Source organism: Halopseudomonas sp. Lyrl_26 (assembly GCF_051948695.1).
GTDB classification, from domain to species: Bacteria; Pseudomonadota; Gammaproteobacteria; order Pseudomonadales; family Pseudomonadaceae; genus Halopseudomonas; species Halopseudomonas formosensis.
Genome location: NZ_JAYJLH010000003.1, coordinates 231,157 through 246,213 on the forward strand (window position 1 = coordinate 231,157; position 15,057 = coordinate 246,213).

16 protein-coding genes are annotated in these 15,057 nt (G+C 63.3%); 8 read left to right on the forward strand and 8 right to left on the reverse strand.

What is annotated here, in order from left to right; all coding sequences use genetic code 11:
* Positions 1-24 precede the first annotated feature (24 nt).
* From pstC to phoU, 4 genes are all read left to right on the forward strand, one after another.
* Positions 25-957, forward strand: a complete 933-nt coding sequence (gene pstC / locus VF673_RS06260; protein ID WP_320331457.1) for a phosphate ABC transporter permease subunit PstC — start codon at positions 25-27, stop codon at positions 955-957.
* A complete protein-coding gene (gene pstA / locus VF673_RS06265; protein ID WP_090539351.1) occupies positions 957-1,838 on the forward strand; it encodes a phosphate ABC transporter permease PstA in 882 nt (293 codons plus the stop codon). The genes pstC and pstA overlap by 1 nt, the downstream gene beginning before the upstream one ends.
* Positions 1,839-1,923: 85 nt before the next feature.
* Complete coding sequence (gene pstB / locus VF673_RS06270; protein ID WP_320331455.1) at positions 1,924-2,739, forward strand: phosphate ABC transporter ATP-binding protein PstB; 816 nt, start codon at positions 1,924-1,926, stop codon at positions 2,737-2,739.
* 18 nt (positions 2,740-2,757) lie between these two features.
* Entirely contained in the window at positions 2,758-3,489 is a 732-nt protein-coding gene (gene phoU, locus VF673_RS06275) for a phosphate signaling complex protein PhoU (RefSeq protein WP_440291290.1), read from the forward strand.
* A 92-nt stretch (positions 3,490-3,581) separates the two neighbouring features.
* Here the strand turns inward: phoU and VF673_RS06280 are convergent, their stop codons facing one another.
* A complete protein-coding gene (locus VF673_RS06280; protein ID WP_090539346.1) occupies positions 3,582-4,100 on the reverse strand; it encodes an Hcp family type VI secretion system effector in 519 nt (172 codons plus the stop codon).
* A 367-nt stretch (positions 4,101-4,467) separates the two neighbouring features.
* The gene (locus VF673_RS06285; RefSeq protein ID WP_320331454.1) at positions 4,468-4,776 is read right to left on the reverse strand and encodes a c-type cytochrome; all 309 of its coding nucleotides are present in this window, start codon (positions 4,774-4,776) and stop codon (positions 4,468-4,470) included.
* Positions 4,777-5,023: 247 nt separating this feature from the next.
* On the opposite strand from VF673_RS06285, the gene VF673_RS06290 reads away from it, so the two are divergent.
* Together VF673_RS06290 and VF673_RS06295 are read left to right on the forward strand one after the other, a co-directional pair.
* On the forward strand, positions 5,024-6,181 hold the full coding sequence (locus tag VF673_RS06290; RefSeq protein ID WP_440291291.1) for an iron-containing alcohol dehydrogenase: 1,158 nt from the start codon (positions 5,024-5,026) through the stop codon (positions 6,179-6,181).
* 126 nt (positions 6,182-6,307) lie between these two features.
* Entirely contained in the window at positions 6,308-7,156 is an 849-nt protein-coding gene (locus VF673_RS06295; RefSeq protein ID WP_090539341.1) for a response regulator, read from the forward strand.
* Here the strand turns inward: VF673_RS06295 and phoR are convergent, their stop codons facing one another.
* The 4 genes from phoR to VF673_RS06315 form a co-directional block, all read right to left on the reverse strand.
* On the reverse strand, positions 7,157-8,455 hold the full coding sequence (phoR, locus tag VF673_RS06300; RefSeq protein WP_440291292.1) for a phosphate regulon sensor histidine kinase PhoR: 1,299 nt from the start codon (positions 8,453-8,455) through the stop codon (positions 7,157-7,159). It lies immediately after the preceding gene.
* Between the two features lie 45 nt (positions 8,456-8,500).
* Positions 8,501-9,190, reverse strand: coding sequence for a phosphate regulon transcriptional regulator PhoB (gene phoB, locus VF673_RS06305; RefSeq protein ID WP_440291293.1), 690 nt, complete (start codon positions 9,188-9,190; stop codon positions 8,501-8,503).
* Between the two features lie 83 nt (positions 9,191-9,273).
* Positions 9,274-10,164: a 4-hydroxybenzoate octaprenyltransferase gene (gene ubiA / locus VF673_RS06310; protein ID WP_320331449.1), complete on the reverse strand. Its 891-nt coding sequence runs from the start codon at positions 10,162-10,164 to the stop codon at positions 9,274-9,276.
* Between the two features lie 28 nt (positions 10,165-10,192).
* On the reverse strand, positions 10,193-10,711 hold the full coding sequence (locus VF673_RS06315; protein ID WP_320331448.1) for a chorismate--pyruvate lyase family protein: 519 nt from the start codon (positions 10,709-10,711) through the stop codon (positions 10,193-10,195).
* A gap of 136 nt (positions 10,712-10,847) precedes the next feature.
* On the opposite strand from VF673_RS06315, the gene VF673_RS06320 reads away from it, so the two are divergent.
* Both VF673_RS06320 and VF673_RS06325 read left to right on the forward strand, forming a co-directional pair.
* Positions 10,848-11,021 (forward strand): rubredoxin, encoded by a 174-nt coding sequence (locus VF673_RS06320; protein WP_440291294.1) that lies wholly within the window; start codon positions 10,848-10,850, stop codon positions 11,019-11,021.
* Between the two features lie 187 nt (positions 11,022-11,208).
* Positions 11,209-11,481 carry an HU family DNA-binding protein gene (locus VF673_RS06325; RefSeq protein ID WP_440291295.1) on the forward strand — a complete coding sequence of 91 codons (273 nt, stop codon included), beginning with the start codon at positions 11,209-11,211 and terminating at the stop codon, positions 11,479-11,481.
* Positions 11,482-11,513: 32 nt separating this feature from the next.
* On the opposite strand, the gene VF673_RS06330 is transcribed toward VF673_RS06325, so the two are convergent.
* Entirely contained in the window at positions 11,514-12,911 is a 1,398-nt protein-coding gene (locus tag VF673_RS06330; protein ID WP_440291296.1) for an HDOD domain-containing protein, read from the reverse strand.
* Between the two features lie 58 nt (positions 12,912-12,969).
* Positions 12,970-15,054 (reverse strand): ATP-dependent DNA helicase RecG, encoded by a 2,085-nt coding sequence (recG, locus tag VF673_RS06335; RefSeq protein WP_440291297.1) that lies wholly within the window; start codon positions 15,052-15,054, stop codon positions 12,970-12,972.
* Between the last annotated feature and the right edge of the window lie 3 nt (positions 15,055-15,057).

Sequence of the window (15,057 nt, forward strand, 5' to 3'; positions counted from 1 at the left end):
CGAGCCCTCCAACCGAGAGAAAACATGTCAACATCATCGATATCCTCTTTCCAGGCCGCGAAGAAGCCGTTGATCAGCAGCCGCACCATGGATCTGCTGGTGCACCTGTTCTTCCTGCTGGTGAGCGCCACTGGGGTGATCATCCTCGGCCTGATTCTCGTGTTTCTGGTCATGGAAGGCCTGCCGATCTTCGACAAGATCTCAGTCACGGACTTCCTGTTCGGCTCGGCCTGGTATCCTACCTACGATCCGCCGGACTACGGCATCTTCCCCATGATCGTCGGCAGTGCCAGCGTGGTGCTGGTGTCCACCCTGATTGCCGTTCCGCTGGGCGTGGGCACCGCCTTCTACCTGGCCGAGATCGCCTCGCCGCGCATGCGCGGCATTCTCAAGCCGGTGATCGAGCTGATCGAAGGCCTGCCGACCGTGGTGATCGGTTTTGTCGGCATGGTGGTGATTGCACCGCTGCTGCAGAACACCTTCAATCTGGATACCGGCCTCAACGTGTTCAACGCAGGGATACTGCTGGCGCTGATGGCGGTACCGACCATTGCCAGTATTGCCGAGGACGCCATCTACAGCGTCCCCAAATCCATGAAGGACGGTGCGCTGGCACTGGGTGCGACCCACTGGGAAACCATCTGCGGGGTGGTCTTTCCCGCTTCCATCACGGGCATCGCCACGGCGGTGGTACTGGGCATCGCCCGGGTCATCGGCGAAACCATGGTGGTGCTGATGGTGGCCGGCGGCGCCGCCATGATTCCCCATTCGCTGTTCGATCCGGTCCGTCCGATGCCGGCCAACATCGCCGCTGAAATGGGCAACGCCGCCTTCCGCAGCGATCACTACCACGCGCTGTTTGCCATCGGTCTTGTGCTGTTCGTGACCACCTTCCTGTTCAACCTGCTGGCGTCCTACTTCGCCAACAAGTATCGCCGTGTCGGGGAGGCCATCTGATGCTGGGTTCGGAAAACCGCAATCGTCGCCGTCGCAATATCCAGAAGGTTGCCTTCGGCATTCTCTGGGCGACGGCCACCCTCAATCTGCTGGCGCTGGTGGGCTTTCTGCTGTTCATCGCGGTCAACGGCATCTCGGCCATCAACTGGGAGTTTCTCAGTGAGATGCCGCGCAACGCCATGACCGAGGGCGGCATCCTGCCGACCATTCTCGGTACCCTGTACCTGAGTCTGGGCGCCATTCTGGTGGCCTTCCCGATCGGTGTGGGCACGGCCATCTATCTCAACGAGTTCGCCAGGGATGGCTTCTGGGTACGCATGATCCGCCAGGGGGTGGTGAACCTGGCCGGTGTACCTTCGGTGGTCTACGGCCTGTTCGGTCTGGCCTTCTTCGTGATCATAATGAAGCTGGGTGTCAGTATCATTGCAGGCTCCCTGACCCTGGCGGCTTTCATCCTGCCGCTGGTGATCGGCTCTGCCGAGGAAGCCTTGCGTGCGGTACCCAGGAACATGCGCCTGGCTTCCCTGGCGCTGGGGGCTACCCGCTGGCAGACCATCTACCGGGTGGTGCTGCCGCCGGCGCTGCCGAGCATGCTCACCGGCCTGATCCTGGGCATCAGCCGTGCCGCCGGCGAGACGGCGCCTATCATGTTCACCGCCGCGGTGTTCTCCACCGCCAAGCTGCCGACCTCGATCTTCGATGAGGTCATGGCAATGCCCTACCACATCTACGTCCTGGCGACCTCGGGGACCAATATCGAAGAAACCCGTCACCTGCAGTACGGCACCGCATTGCTGCTGCTGCTGATCGTGGTGGTGCTCAACCTGTTCGCCATCCTGCTGCGCAACAGGCTGCAGAAGCGCTACAAGTCCAGCACCTGACCGCCACCACTACCGGATACGGGGACACCCAATGAACACTGAGTCGACTATGAATATGCAAACCAGCCTTCCGCAAACGGATAAGATGACTGTTTCTGCCAGCGCGGCATTGCCGCAGACCGGAGACAGACTGTCCATGGAAAACGAGACCATCAAGATCCAGGTCAACGACCTGAAGCTGTATTACGGCAACGACCAGGCCCTCAAGGGCATCGACATGGTCATTCCCGAGCGCAAGGTCACCGCCTTCATCGGGCCGTCGGGCTGTGGCAAGTCCACCCTGCTGCGGTGCTTCAACCGGATGAACGATCTGGTGGACATCTGCCGCATCACCGGGGAAGTGTTGATTGGCGGCAAGAACATCTATGACAGGGATGTGGATGTGGCCGAGCTGCGGCGCAACGTGGGCATGGTATTCCAAAAGCCCAACCCCTTCCCCAAGACCATCTACGAGAACGTCGCCTATGGCCTGCGCCTGCAGGGCGTGCGCTCCAAGCGGGTGCTGGACGAAGTGGTCGAGCAGTCGCTGCGTTCCGCTGCGCTGTGGGACGAGGTCAAGGACCGCCTGCATGACAACGCCTTCGGCATGTCCGGCGGTCAGCAGCAGCGTCTGGTGATCGCCCGCGCCATCGCCATCCAGCCGCAGGTACTGCTGCTCGACGAGCCGGCTTCGGCGCTGGACCCGATCTCCACCCTGAAGATCGAAGAGCTGATCAACGACCTGAAGGACGAGTACACCATCGTCATCGTTACCCACAACATGCAGCAGGCGGCGCGGGTGTCCGATTACACCGCCTTCATGTACATGGGCGAACTGATCGAGTTCGGTGATACCAATACCCTGTTCACCAATCCGGGCAGGAAGCAGACCGAAGACTACATCACCGGGCGTTACGGTTAATCCTCTGGGGGCAAGACAATGACGAAAGAAAACGACGGGTTCAGCCAGCATATTTCCCAGCAGTTCAACGACGAGCTGGAATCCCTGCGCACGCGCCTGCTGGAGATGGGCGGCCTGGTGGAAAAGCAGGTCTACGATGCGGTCACCGCGCTGATCGAGGCGGACGGCAAGCTGGCGGAAAAGGTGCGCGAGAACGACAACGCCACCAACGCCATGGAGCGGCAGATCGACGAGGAGTGCATGCGCATCCTCGCCCGCCGCCAGCCGGCCGCCAGCGATCTGCGCCTGGTGGTCAACATCAGCAAGATCATCGTCGACCTGGAGCGTATCGGCGACGAGGCCTCGAAGATCGCCCGCCGTGCCCTGCAGCTGATCGAGGAAGGCCAGGCGCCCCGCGGCTATGTGGAGTGCCGCCACATCGGCTACCACGTGCACAAGATGGTGCAGCAGTCACTTGACTCCTTCGCCCGTTACGACAGCCGTCAGGCGCTGGAGGTGGCCCAGGAAGACAAGATCGTCGACCGCGAGTACAAGACCGCGATGCGCGAGATGGTCACCTACATGATGGAAGATCCGCGCTCGATCAGCCGGGTGCTGAACATCCTCTGGGTACTGCGCTCACTGGAACGGGTCGGCGACCACGCCCGCAACGTCGCCGAGCATGTCATCCATATGGTGGAAGGTACCAACGTGCGCCACCTGAGCCTCAAGCGCATGGCCGAGGAGGTCGGCAAGTCAGGGCGTAGCTGATGCCGCCCATCAGTCTCCACAGGCGCACCTGGAGGCGGGCAGGGAAAACCCCGGTCGAACCATCCCGGCCGGGGTTTTTTGTTGTCACGGACTTACGCTGAAATCGGTGTGCGCCAGTCGTCGGAACCGGAGGTTCCGGACACTTCATGGGTCCAGATGATCTTGCGGTAGGTGAAGTACACGTCTTCCAGGTGGGTGAAATGGGACAGCGACGGATCCTGGCAGTTGGGCATGCGCGACTGCACGTCGACGATGATGGCGTCTTCCAGCTCGATGGTGAAGTAATGCTCCTGGGTACCTGTGGCGGAGGTGCGGTACCACTCCAGACGGCACTTGTTCAGCCGCTCGCCGGAGGTCAGGGCATTGAACAGCAGCGGGGATGACTTATCGAAGACCTTGGTGATCATCAGCGGCTTGTGGACGCGCTGGCCGGTGGGCTGGCCGGACTGGGGGTCGCGGGGTATGATGACCTGATGATCAAAGGCCTGCACCAGGATCTGGTCTTCGTGACCTTCCTGGAAGATGTTGCCCACCGAGTCTTCGGTAAAGGTGCCGGCGGTGATCAGGCCCTGTTTGGTGCCTTCGATGGTCATGTACGCGGGTGTTGGCATGTTGCTCTCCTTGACGGTTGATGGGAGCGGCTCAGCGCTCCCGTGAACCGGAAAGGAGCAATAGCTGTGCCACGCCAGGAGATTTCCATACGAAACAAGGGCTTGCGATTTTTTCCGGGGCCGGTGCAGCTCAGGTTCGGAGAAACCGTGAACGGGTCAACGGGGCAGTGTGCAACTTCCTGCGCAGCGCTGGCAGGATATGGCGCAGACGGATCCTGATCAGGCGGCATCGGGGGCAGGCGGCCTTGTCCACAGGGTTATCCACAGCGGCTGGGCAACAAGCTGCGCAGCGTAAAACCTGGAGCCGGAAACGAAAACACCCCGCGACCACAGGGCCCGCGGGGTGCTTTTCGGAGGATACCGACGCTTACTTGAGAGTCAGGATCCACTCGGCCAGCTGGGTGGCCTCTTCGTCGGTTACCGCATTCGGCGGCATGGGGATCGGGCCCCATACACCACTGGAACCATTCTTGATGTGACCGGCCAGCAGCTCGGCGGCACCTTCCTGATCGGCGTACTTGGCGGCGACTTCCTTCAGTGCCGGACCGACCAGTTTGGTGTCGATGGCGTGACAGGCAATGCAGGGCTTGCTCTTGAACAGGGCTTCGTCAGCGTTGGCAGTGTGAGCTGCAGTCAGCGCGGCAACGGCGACCAGCGGCAACAGGTAGAGTTTCATGGTGTATCCTCGAAAGGCTAATCGGAAGAGCAGATCCTGCTTGTCACGAAAAACTCTTCGCTGCAGGTATGATCACAAAATGGCTCACGCGGGCCATTTATTCAAGTGGCAAATGAGCCCACAACAAGCATGTGGAATTGAACTTTGTTATTTGAGTATGTCGCGATACATAAATAGAATATGTCCCGAGCAGGTCGCTGTGGCAATCTGAATGACCACCGACCCCTACCCGAGTAATGGAGACTACATGGAAATCGCATCCTACAACAACAATTGGAGCTATCCCACCAACGTACGTGTAGGCGCGGGCCGTCTGCAGGAGCTGGGCAAGTGCTGCAGGCAGCTGGGCATGCAGGCTCCCCTGCTGATCACCGATCCGGGCCTGGCTTCGTTGCCGATCGTGGAGCAGGCACTGCAGGTCTGCCGGGACGCCGGTCTGCAGGTCGGGCTGTTCAGTGCGGTGAAGGGCAACCCCACCGGCACCAACGTTCTGGATGGTGTGGCTGCGCTGAAGGCCGGCAACCATGACGGGGTCATCGCCTTCGGCGGCGGCTCGGCCATCGATGCGGCCAAGACCGTCGCCCTGGTGGCCCACCAGGAAATCTCCCTCTGGGAAGCCCGCAACCCGGCCAATGTGGATGCGTCGCGCATGCTGCCCGTGGTGGCTGTTCCCACCACTGCCGGTACCGGCTCGGAGGTGGGTAACGCTGCGGTGATCACCGACGAGGAAAATCACACCAAGCGCATCATCTTCCATCCGCGGATGCTGCCTGCCACGGTGATCCTGGATCCCGAGCTGACCCTGGGGCTGCCGCCGAAGCTGACCGCGGCCACCGGTATGGATGCGCTGGCGCACAACCTGGAAGCCTTCCTGGCCCCCACCTACCACCCGATGGCCGAGGGCATTGCGCTGGAAGGCATGCGTCTGGTCAAGGAGTATCTGCCCCGTGCGGTACGCAATGGTCAGGACATGGATGCGCGTCTGCAGATGCTGGTCGCCTCGAGCATGGGCGCCACCGCGTTCCAGCGTGGACTGGGGGCCATCCATGCCGTGTCCCACAGCGTCGGAGCCCTGTATGACTCCCACCACGGCCTGCTCAACGCCATCATGATGCCCTATGTCCTGCAGATGAATCGCCCGGCCATCGAGGCGGAGGCGGCCCGTGCCGCCCGTTATCTGGGGCTGCCGCACACCGACTTCAACGGTCTGCTGGACTGGGTGCTGGATCTGCGTGCGGAGCTGGAGCTGCCGCATACCCTGGCCGAGATCGGTGTGGATGACAGTCGTGCCGACCTGATCGGCGAGATGTCGGTGAAGGATGTGACCTCCCGCACCAACGCCCGCCAGCTCGACGCCGGCGAGTATCGCCAGCTGTTCCTCAACGCCCTGACCGGCAAGCTGTAATCACCAGGGAGGTGATGCCAGGCATCACCTCCGCTCCCCTTTCCAGGCATTATCCGGCGCGCCGGTGCTGGGTTTCCGACATCAGTCTGCGCTAAGCTTGGCCGGTAACTGATTGAGAGAAGCTTCATGGCTAAAGTGTCGGCGCTGGTGGTGGATGATGCGCCCTTCATCCGGGATCTGATCAAGAAGGCCCTGCGCAGTCACTTTCCCGGTCTGCAGATCGAGGAGGCGGTGAATGGCAGCAAGGCGCGGCAGTTGCTCGCCCGCACATCCTTCGACCTGATCCTGTGCGATTGGGAAATGCCCGAAATGAGCGGGCTGGAACTGCTCGAGTGGTTCCGCGGCCAGCCGGGTCAGCAGAAGACACCCTTCATCATGGTCACCAGCCGTGGTGACCGGGACAACGTGGTTCAGGCCATTCAGGCCGGTGTCAGTGACTACGTAGGCAAGCCCTTCAGCAATGAACAACTGATTTCCAAGGTGAGCAAGGCGCTGCACAGGGTCGGCAAGCTGGAGCTGCTGCGCAGTCGCCCGGTGCAGACCAGCGTCGGGCATGCCCAGGAATCCGTGAGTGCCCTGCTTGGCTCCCGCCAGTCCTCAGCCCCCGCCACCACGGCACGCCCCGGCGCCGGTGCGCAGGAAGATCATCGGGAAGTGCAGCTGCGCTCCCCGGTACGGGCTCAGCTGCGCCTGGCCGAGGTGCAGCTGCCCTGCGTCATCCGCCGCCTGAGCCTGCGTGATGCGCAGTTGCTGGTGCGACGCAACGAGCGGCTGCCTTCCCTGTTCGAGAGCGCGGTGCTGGATATGGAGCAGGGTGACGAGGATGCTGTGGTGCGCATCAATGGCTACTTGCACGCCCTGTCGGCGCTGGAGGATCGGCTGGAAAGCGAGTGGGTGCTGGTGACCATACGTTTCGTCGATCAGGACCCCGCCAAGCTGGAAAGCCTGTCGCTGCTGATCGCTGCGGCGGGGTGATCAGGATGGATCCAGCAGGCGCTCCGGTGGAAACACGCAGGTAAAGGTACTGCCCTGGCCGGGGGAGCTGCTGATCTGCAGCGAGCCCTGATGTCGCATCATCACATGCTTGACGATGGCCAGTCCCAGACCGGTGCCGCCGGTGGTGCTGTTGCGGCTGGAATCCACCCGATAGAAGCGTTCGGTCAGCCGGTGCAGATGTTCCCTGGGAATGCCCGGCCCGTTGTCCGCTACGCTCAGGCGCGCACCCTGGTCGTCCCGTGACCAGCTGATGTGAATGCGGCCCCCGTCCTGGGTGTACTTCACCGCGTTGTAGACCAGATTGGAGATGGCGCTGCGCAGCTCCGTCTCCAGACCCTTGAGCGTCGCCGGGCTGGTAATCTCCAGGGTAATCTCATGCCGGCGCTCGCCGGACAGGGCCAGGGCGTCCTTGCGGATCTCGGTCAGCATGCGGTCGATTGCCACCGGTTTTTCCTCGACCCGGGCATCCGAGGTTTCCAGACGGGACAGCATCAGCAGGTCGTTGAGCAGACTCTGCATGCGGCTGGCCTGCTGCTGCATCTGCTGCAAGGGGCGGATCCAGCGGGACTGCGGGCCTTCGGCATTGTCGAGCATGGTTTCCAGATAACCCACCAGCACCGTCAGCGGGGTGCGCAGTTCGTGGGAAACATTGGCCACGAAGTCCTTGCGCATCTGCTCCAGGTTATGCAGCCGGGTGATGTCGCGCACCAGGATCAGGCGCTCGCCATCGCCATAGCGGGTGATGTTGTACTGCAGCCAGGTCGTGATGCTCAGCGGGGACTGGATATTCAGCGGCTCGCGGTAGTCCGCCTGGTCGAAATACTCGACGAAACGCGGATCGCGCAGCAGGTTGTGCACATGCTGGCCGCTGTCGGGCGCGCGCAGGCCCAGCAGCTGCTCGGCGGCGTGGTTCCACCAGGCCAGATGACCTTCCTGATCGAGCATCACCACCCCGTCGCGCAGGGCTGCGGTGGAGGTCTGGATGCGCGCTATGATGGCCTCAAGGCGAGCCCGGGCGCGTTGATCACGGCGCTGCATGCGGTAGATTTCGTCGAACACCGCGCCCCAGGGACCTCTGGCCTCCGGTGGCGGCTCTCCAGGGCGCTGGTTCAGCCAGGCCTGCAGGCGTTGCGTCTGCCACAGGGTGTAGGCCAGATACAGGGTCAGGCCGATTACCAGCGCCCAGACCGGCTGGCCCAGGATCAGGCCGATGATCAGGCAGGGCAGCAGTACCCAGAGCAGACCACCGGTGGTCGAAATGAGCCAGTTGTTTTTCACCTGTGCGTCCTGTTCCCGTGGCGTGGCGGTACCATGTATTAACCGTCAGAACTTCGTGGAAAAGCGGTAGCCGGTGCCCCGCACCGTCTGCACGAGACCATCGTAGGGGCTGCCCAGCGCCTTGCGCAGACGACGGATATGCACATCCACGGTGCGTTCCTCCACGTAAACATTGCCGCCCCAGACCTGGTCCAGCAGCTGACTGCGGGTGTAGGCACGCTCCTGGTGGGTCATGAAGAACTGCAGCAGGCGGTACTCGGTGGGGCCGATCTCCGCAGGAGTATCGTCGATGGTTACCCGATGGCTGACCGGATCCAGGCACAGACCACCGACCTCGATGGGTGTTTCATCGTCCAGGGCGCCGGCACGGCGCAGCACGGCCTTCAGGCGGGCGACCAGCTCCCGGGGCGAGAAGGGCTTGGTAATGTAGTCATCAGCGCCGACTTCCAGTCCCTGGACCTTGTTATCCTCCTCGCCCTTGGCGGTGAGCATGATGATGGGGATGTCGCTGGTCAGCTCGTCACGTTTCAGGCGCCGCGCCAGCTCGATGCCGCTGGTGCCGGGCAGCATCCAGTCCAGCAGGATGAGATCGGGACGCGAGTCGATGATGGCGGCGTGGGCCTGCTGGGTGTTTTCCGCTTCCAGGCAGTGGTATCCGGCCATCTCCAGCGCAACGGCAATCATCTCCCGGATCGGGGCTTCGTCGTCAACTATCAGTATGGTCTTCTCTGCCATGGTGCTCCATCCAGTTGCATGTCTGACCTACCGATTAGATAACACTTTTATTGCAGTTGTATGACTCCGCCCCGCCGGACCCTTCAGCCCAGATGGAAATGCAGCGCCAGACCGGCGAACAGCAGCATGCCGCTCCAGTGATTGGACAGGAAGGCAGCCAGGCAGGCCTGGGGCTCGCGCGCGCGGATCAGCCAGTGCTGCCAGGCAAAGCTCAGCAGCATCGCCAGCATGCCCAGATAATAGTAGAGCCCCAGGGAAAAGCGGCTGCCCACCAGCAGCAGGCACAGCAGGGTCAGCCCCTGCAGCAGGCCGACCATCAGCCGGTCCGCCTCACCGAACAGGATGGCGGTGGACTTGACCCCGATCAGCAGATCATCCGGACGGTCGCACATGGCGTATTCGGTATCGTAGGCCACGGTCCACAGCAGGTTGGCGATGTAGAGTATCCACAGCGCCATCGGCAACTCGCCGGACTGGGCGGCGAAGGCCATGGGAATGGCCATGGAATAGGCGGCTCCAAGCACCACCTGGGGGTAGAAGGTGAAGCGCTTGCAGAACGGATAGACGGTGGCCAGGGCGACCGCGACCAGGGACAGCTTGAAGGTCAGCAGGTTGGTCAGCAGCAGCAGCGAGGCGCTGAGGGCAACCAGGATGGCAAAGGTGATCAGCGTCTCGCGGGCGGTAACCCGGCCGGTGGCCAGGGGGCGGTTGCGGGTACGACTGACATGGCCGTCGACCTTGCGGTCGGCGAAGTCGTTGATGGCGCAGCCGGCCGAACGCATCAGCACCACGCCCGCCACGAACACCGCCAGCAGCACCGGGTCGGGGAAGCCGTCGGCGGCCAGCCAGAGAGCGCACAGTGTGGGCCAGAGCAGCAGATAGATGCCGATCGGGCGGTCCAGACGCATCAGTTGGATGAAGTCGATAGCCCGCGGGTGGAGGCGGGTCAGGGGTTTGATCAGCAGGCCGGTCACAATAGTCTCCAGAAAACGGGGTGATTGATCAGGCCGGGCGCGGCCAGCCGGGAAGAAAGACTTCACACACCAGCAATTGCAGACGGTCGCTGCGAAACCGCGAGCGCCGGGCCCAGCAGCCTTCGGTGCGCCGGGGCGCGGGCAGCCAGGCGGCGGGGTAGAGGCTGATCTCGATCGGCTCACGCTGGATGCGCGGGTCACTGAACAGCAGCTGACCGAGACTGCGACTGCCGAGGTTCTCCAGGTGTACCCCGGCGGCATTGAATGCCTGCAGGTCGGCGACCGTGCGAGCGAACACCCGCGGTGCACCCGCCGTGTGCAGCAGTACCTCGCGTACCCACAATGGCTGGCCAGCGTCCAGGCCCAGTGCTGCGGCCTCGTCCGGGCGTGCCGGCTGGTGTTCCTGCAGCAGAACCTCGACCCGGAAATCGTCCTGCCCGGCGGCCATCAGCCGGCGGGTAAGGGAGCCCTCATCGCACAACCAGTCGAACAGCAGGCCGTCCGGTCTGCGTGGGTGGGTCGGTGCCGGGTGCCAATCGGGAAACATGAACAAACTCTGCAAAGGGTGTGGTAAGCGAACGCAGAGGGTAGCACGATTGCAGCTGCAGACGCTCACAGTGCCAGGTGGCGGAGTCGCCTCAGGGGGATTACCCTGTCAGTGGACACTTGGGGGATACCGACTCATGAGCAGATGGCAATGCATTGTCTGTGGCTTCATCTATGATGAAGCCACAGGCTGGCCGGAAGATGGGATCGCGCCCGGAACCCGCTGGGAAGATGTTCCCAATGACTGGCAATGTCCCGATTGCGGAGTGGGAAAGGAGGATTTCGAACTCATCAGCCGTGATTCGGGTTGAGACATTCCTGACTGTTTCAAGTGAAACGGGCGACAAACCGCAATTGTCAGGCGGGTTTTGGCTGGCGCAGGTGCGCGAGTCGTGCGATGCTGTGCGAGCTCGACAGCCGCAAGCCAGGTAGGGCAGGCTGGATCAGCAGGGCTGCGGAGGCAGCGAAAAACAAAAACAACACATAGTGAGGCTTTATATGCGTAAACCGGAACTCGCAGCGGCCATTGCCGAAAAGGCTGACCTGAGCAGGGAGCAGGCAAACCGCGCGCTGAACGCGATTCTCGATGAAATCACCCAGGCACTGAGCCGCAAGGATACCGTTACCCTTGTCGGATTCGGCACCTTCATGCAGCGTCACCGTGGCGCCCGTACCGGCAAGAACCCGCAGACCGGCGAGCCGGTCAAGATCAAGGCGAGCAATACCGTCGCCTTTAAACCCGGCAAGGGGCTGAAAGACTCGGTTAACTGATCGACAGGCCGGGGGCTCAGCGCCCCCGGCGTTCAGACCTTGCGTTCCGAGCCGAGCCGGAATTCGTTGACCAGTTTGCGCAATGCGTCCCGCGCATCCAGTACCTTGTCTACCGCCCGCTGCGCCTGCTCCGGCGTGATCCCGATGCGATCAAACAGCCCCTGCGGCATTTCCATCAGCGGCCCACTGCCGAGGTCCCGCTCGCGCAGCAGCGCCAGACTCAGATAGACCAGATTGGCGTACTCGTGATGTTCGCCATCGTAATGCGGGTCATGCTGATGTCGGATGGCGGTGCATATCTCCAGCGGCATGTCCCAGTAGCGCATGAGCCAGCTGCCGATCTGGTCCCGATTGACTGCGAGCAGATGCTGGTCCACCAGCCAAGCCGGCACGTGGGGGTTGGCCTCCATATGCCGGCAGATGAGTTGGAAATGCGGCGGGAAGATATACGCCAGCAGCAGGTAGCCGAAGTTGTGCAGCAGACCGGCCAGATAGCTCAGTCCCAGCTCCGGGCGGCGATCCCGCGGTACCAGGCGGGCCAGACCTTCGATCACCGCCGCGGTGTAGATGGCCTGCTCCCAGTAGGGTGTGGTGCGTTCCGGTGCATCCCTGGGCAGGCTGAAGGTCTTGCCCAGAGCCAAGCCGATGGACAGGTTGAAAACCAGATCGAAGCCCAGCACTCGGACGATGGCGTCCTCCACCGAGCGTATCCTTCCGGGGGCGGCGTAGTAAGACGAAGAGGCCCAGCTGACCACCTGGGCGGCCAGGCTGGGGTCGGTCTCGACCACGTCGGTCAGCTGCTGCACGGTGATGTCGGGTTTCACCCGCAATGCCATGATCCGCTGTGTGGTGCTGGGCAGTGGCGGTACCTCTATGGTTTCCTCGAGTCGCTGGCGTATGCGCAGGGCGGTGAAGTTCTTCACCGCCGTGTTGATATCTTCGTTATCCTGCTCCGGATCCTCGGCGCTGCAGTGGATGCTGTTCAGGGGGACGGCGAAGGAGGCGGCGGTTGCCGAGGCCGCCAGGGCCCGCAGGGCCTGGTTGTCCAGCTCCAGACACCAGCCGGACAATCCGGCGGGCAGCCACACCCTGGGCTGATTCAGCAGGCTCTGCTCGATCATGCAGGGCGCATCCACCAGCATGGGCAGCCCGGGGAGGTAGGTAAGCTGGTACTGCGTCAGGATCTGCTGCAGCTGCTTGTCACGTACCGGCTGCAGGGGACGGTCGCTGAGCTCGCTCAGTCGGCGCAGATCCAGCAGATGATCGGAGGGAATCAGGGTGAGCAGGGCGCCCTGGCTGTCGGAGAGCAGGCAGGCCTCTATGCACTGGCCGGCAGCACCGGCTTCATGAAGTGGGCGCAGCTGATAGGCAATGGCCTGGCGCTGCAGCTGTTTTTCCAGCAGGTCCGGCAGGGTGGCGTGGGCTATCATCGTGCGTCCTTCTCCGAATGGGGCTGGGTCGATCTTAGCATGCGGCAATGACGCCGGCTCATACCTGGGCAAACTGTTGTCCATGGGCGAGCCAGCGGTCGATGATGGCGGCTGCCCGTTGCGGATGGCGCTCGCCGATATCGGCGGCAGCCTGCTGCACCAGCGGCAGCAGATCGGCATCGCGGACCAGGTCGGCGACACGGAACTGCACCAGCCCGGTCTGGCGTGTGCCCAGCACTTCACCGGGGCCGCGCAGTTCCAGATCCTTCTCGGCGATCACGAAGCCGTCCGAACTCTCGCGCATGATGCCCAGCCGCTCCCGGCCCAGTGCCGACAGGGGGGCCTGATACAGCAAGACGCAGTGGCTGGCGGTGCTGCCCCGGCCAACCCGGCCGCGCAGCTGGTGCAGCTGGGCCAGGCCCAGGCGCTCGGGGTTCTCGATGATCATCAGGCTGGCGTTGGGTACGTCCACGCCCACCTCGATCACCGTGGTGGCCACCAGCAGGTGCAGATCGCCTTCCTTGAAGGCCTGCATGATCTCCGCCTTCTCGGCGGCCTTCATGCGGCCGTGAATCAGGCCGATGGACAGTTCCGGCAGGTGCTCGCAGAGGTTCTGCCAGGTGACCTCCGCCGCCTGGGCCTGCAGCTGCTCGGATTCCTCGATCAGGGTGCAGACCCAGTAGGCCTGACGCCCCCCGGCACAGCCGGCTCTTACCCGTTCGATGACTTCTTCCCGGCGGCTGTCGGAGACCAGTACCGTGTTGATCGGGGTACGGCCCGGGGGCAGCTCGTCGAGGATCGAGGTGTCCAGATCGGCGTAGGCGCTCATCGCCAGGGTCCGTGGAATGGGCGTGGCGGTCATGATCAGCTGGTGGGGGGAGAAGCGTCCGGCGGCGCCCTTGTCGCGCAGGGCCAGCCGCTGCTGCACACCGAAGCGGTGCTGCTCGTCGATGATCGCCAGGCCCAGGTTGTGGAACTGCACCTCGTCCTGGAACAGAGCATGGGTCCCGACCACCATGGCCGCTTCGCCGGTGGCGATCATCTGCAACTGATTGGCCCGGGCCTTGCCCTTGAGCTTGCCGGCCATCCAGGCCACGGAGATGCCCAGCGGCGCGAACCAGCGCTGAAAGTTGTTGAAATGCTGCTCGGCGAGGATCTCGGTGGGAGCCATGAGGGCTACCTGCCAGCCGGCTTCCAGTGCCTGCAGCGCGGCCAGGGCGGCGACCACTGTCTTGCCGGCACCCACATCACCCTGGACCAGGCGCAGCATGGGGCTGGCCTGCTGCAGATCGGCACGGATCTCTTCGGCCACACGCTGCTGGGCGCCGGTCAGGGGGAATCCCAGCTGCTCGATATACGCCTGGGCCAGCTCGCCGCTGGCCTGCATTACCGGTGCCCGGTGCGTGCGTACCTCGGCACGCAGGCGGCGCATGGTCAGCTGGTGGGCCAGCAGCTCCTCGAAGGCCAGCCGATGCTGGGCCCAGTGCCGGCCTTCCTCCAGGGCCTGCAGGTCCACATCCGGCGGCGGACGATGCAGGATGCGAATGGCCTCGCGCAGCGGCGGCATGCGGTACCGGGCCACCAGATCCTCGGGCAGCAGCTCCTGCAGGCTGTTGCCCTGGGCCAGCCAGGCCAGGGCACCTTCGCTCAGCGCCCGCAGTCGCTGCTGCGACAGGCCCTCGGTGGCCGGATAGATGGGCGTCAGGGTGGTGTCCACCGGAGCGGTCTGCGGCTTGTCCAGACTCTGCAGTTCCGGGTGGTAGATCTCCAGCCCCGAGGCGCCCGGTCGCACCTCGCCATAGCAACGCCAGCGACTGCCCCGTTGCAGACTGGCCTTGAGCGCGGCGCTGAAGTAGTAGAACCGCAGGCTCAGGGTGCCGCTGCCGTCCTGAATGCGGCACAGCAGGCTGCGCCGGCGCCCCATGACCACATCCGCGGCGACCACCACGCCCTCGATCACAGCGTCCAGGCCGGGGCGCAGGGCGCCTATGGGGGTGACGCGGGTGCGGTCCTGGTAGCGCAGCGGCAGATGGAAGAGGACATCTTCCACGCTGCGCAGACCCAGACGGTTGAGCTTCTCTTCCAGTGCCGGGCCGATGCCCTTGAGCACCGTCAGTGACGTGTGTCCGGCGCTCGCCTGCATTGT

What these genes read in the sequence shown, in the direction of transcription:
- pstA (WP_090539351.1), top strand. Translation starts at nt 957, where the DNA reads ATGCTGGGTTCGGAAAACCGCAATCGTCGCCGTCGCAATATCCAGAAG.
- VF673_RS06325 (WP_440291295.1), top strand. Translation starts at nt 11,209, where the DNA reads ATGCGTAAACCGGAACTCGCAGCGGCCATTGCCGAAAAGGCTGACCTG.
- VF673_RS06315 (WP_320331448.1), bottom strand. Translation starts at nt 10,711, where the DNA reads ATGTTTCCCGATTGGCACCCGGCACCGACCCACCCACGCAGACCGGAC.
- VF673_RS06295 (WP_090539341.1), top strand. Translation starts at nt 6,308, where the DNA reads ATGGCTAAAGTGTCGGCGCTGGTGGTGGATGATGCGCCCTTCATCCGG.
- VF673_RS06290 (WP_440291291.1), top strand. Translation starts at nt 5,024, where the DNA reads ATGGAAATCGCATCCTACAACAACAATTGGAGCTATCCCACCAACGTA.
- VF673_RS06320 (WP_440291294.1), top strand. Translation starts at nt 10,848, where the DNA reads ATGAGCAGATGGCAATGCATTGTCTGTGGCTTCATCTATGATGAAGCC.
- pstB (WP_320331455.1), top strand. Translation starts at nt 1,924, where the DNA reads ATGACTGTTTCTGCCAGCGCGGCATTGCCGCAGACCGGAGACAGACTG.
- VF673_RS06285 (WP_320331454.1), bottom strand. Translation starts at nt 4,776, where the DNA reads ATGAAACTCTACCTGTTGCCGCTGGTCGCCGTTGCCGCGCTGACTGCA.
- VF673_RS06330 (WP_440291296.1), bottom strand. Translation starts at nt 12,911, where the DNA reads ATGATAGCCCACGCCACCCTGCCGGACCTGCTGGAAAAACAGCTGCAG.
- phoB (WP_440291293.1), bottom strand. Translation starts at nt 9,190, where the DNA reads ATGGCAGAGAAGACCATACTGATAGTTGACGACGAAGCCCCGATCCGG.
- phoU (WP_440291290.1), top strand. Translation starts at nt 2,758, where the DNA reads ATGACGAAAGAAAACGACGGGTTCAGCCAGCATATTTCCCAGCAGTTC.
- recG (WP_440291297.1), bottom strand. Translation starts at nt 15,054, where the DNA reads ATGCAGGCGAGCGCCGGACACACGTCACTGACGGTGCTCAAGGGCATC.
- pstC (WP_320331457.1), top strand. Translation starts at nt 25, where the DNA reads ATGTCAACATCATCGATATCCTCTTTCCAGGCCGCGAAGAAGCCGTTG.
- VF673_RS06280 (WP_090539346.1), bottom strand. Translation starts at nt 4,100, where the DNA reads ATGCCAACACCCGCGTACATGACCATCGAAGGCACCAAACAGGGCCTG.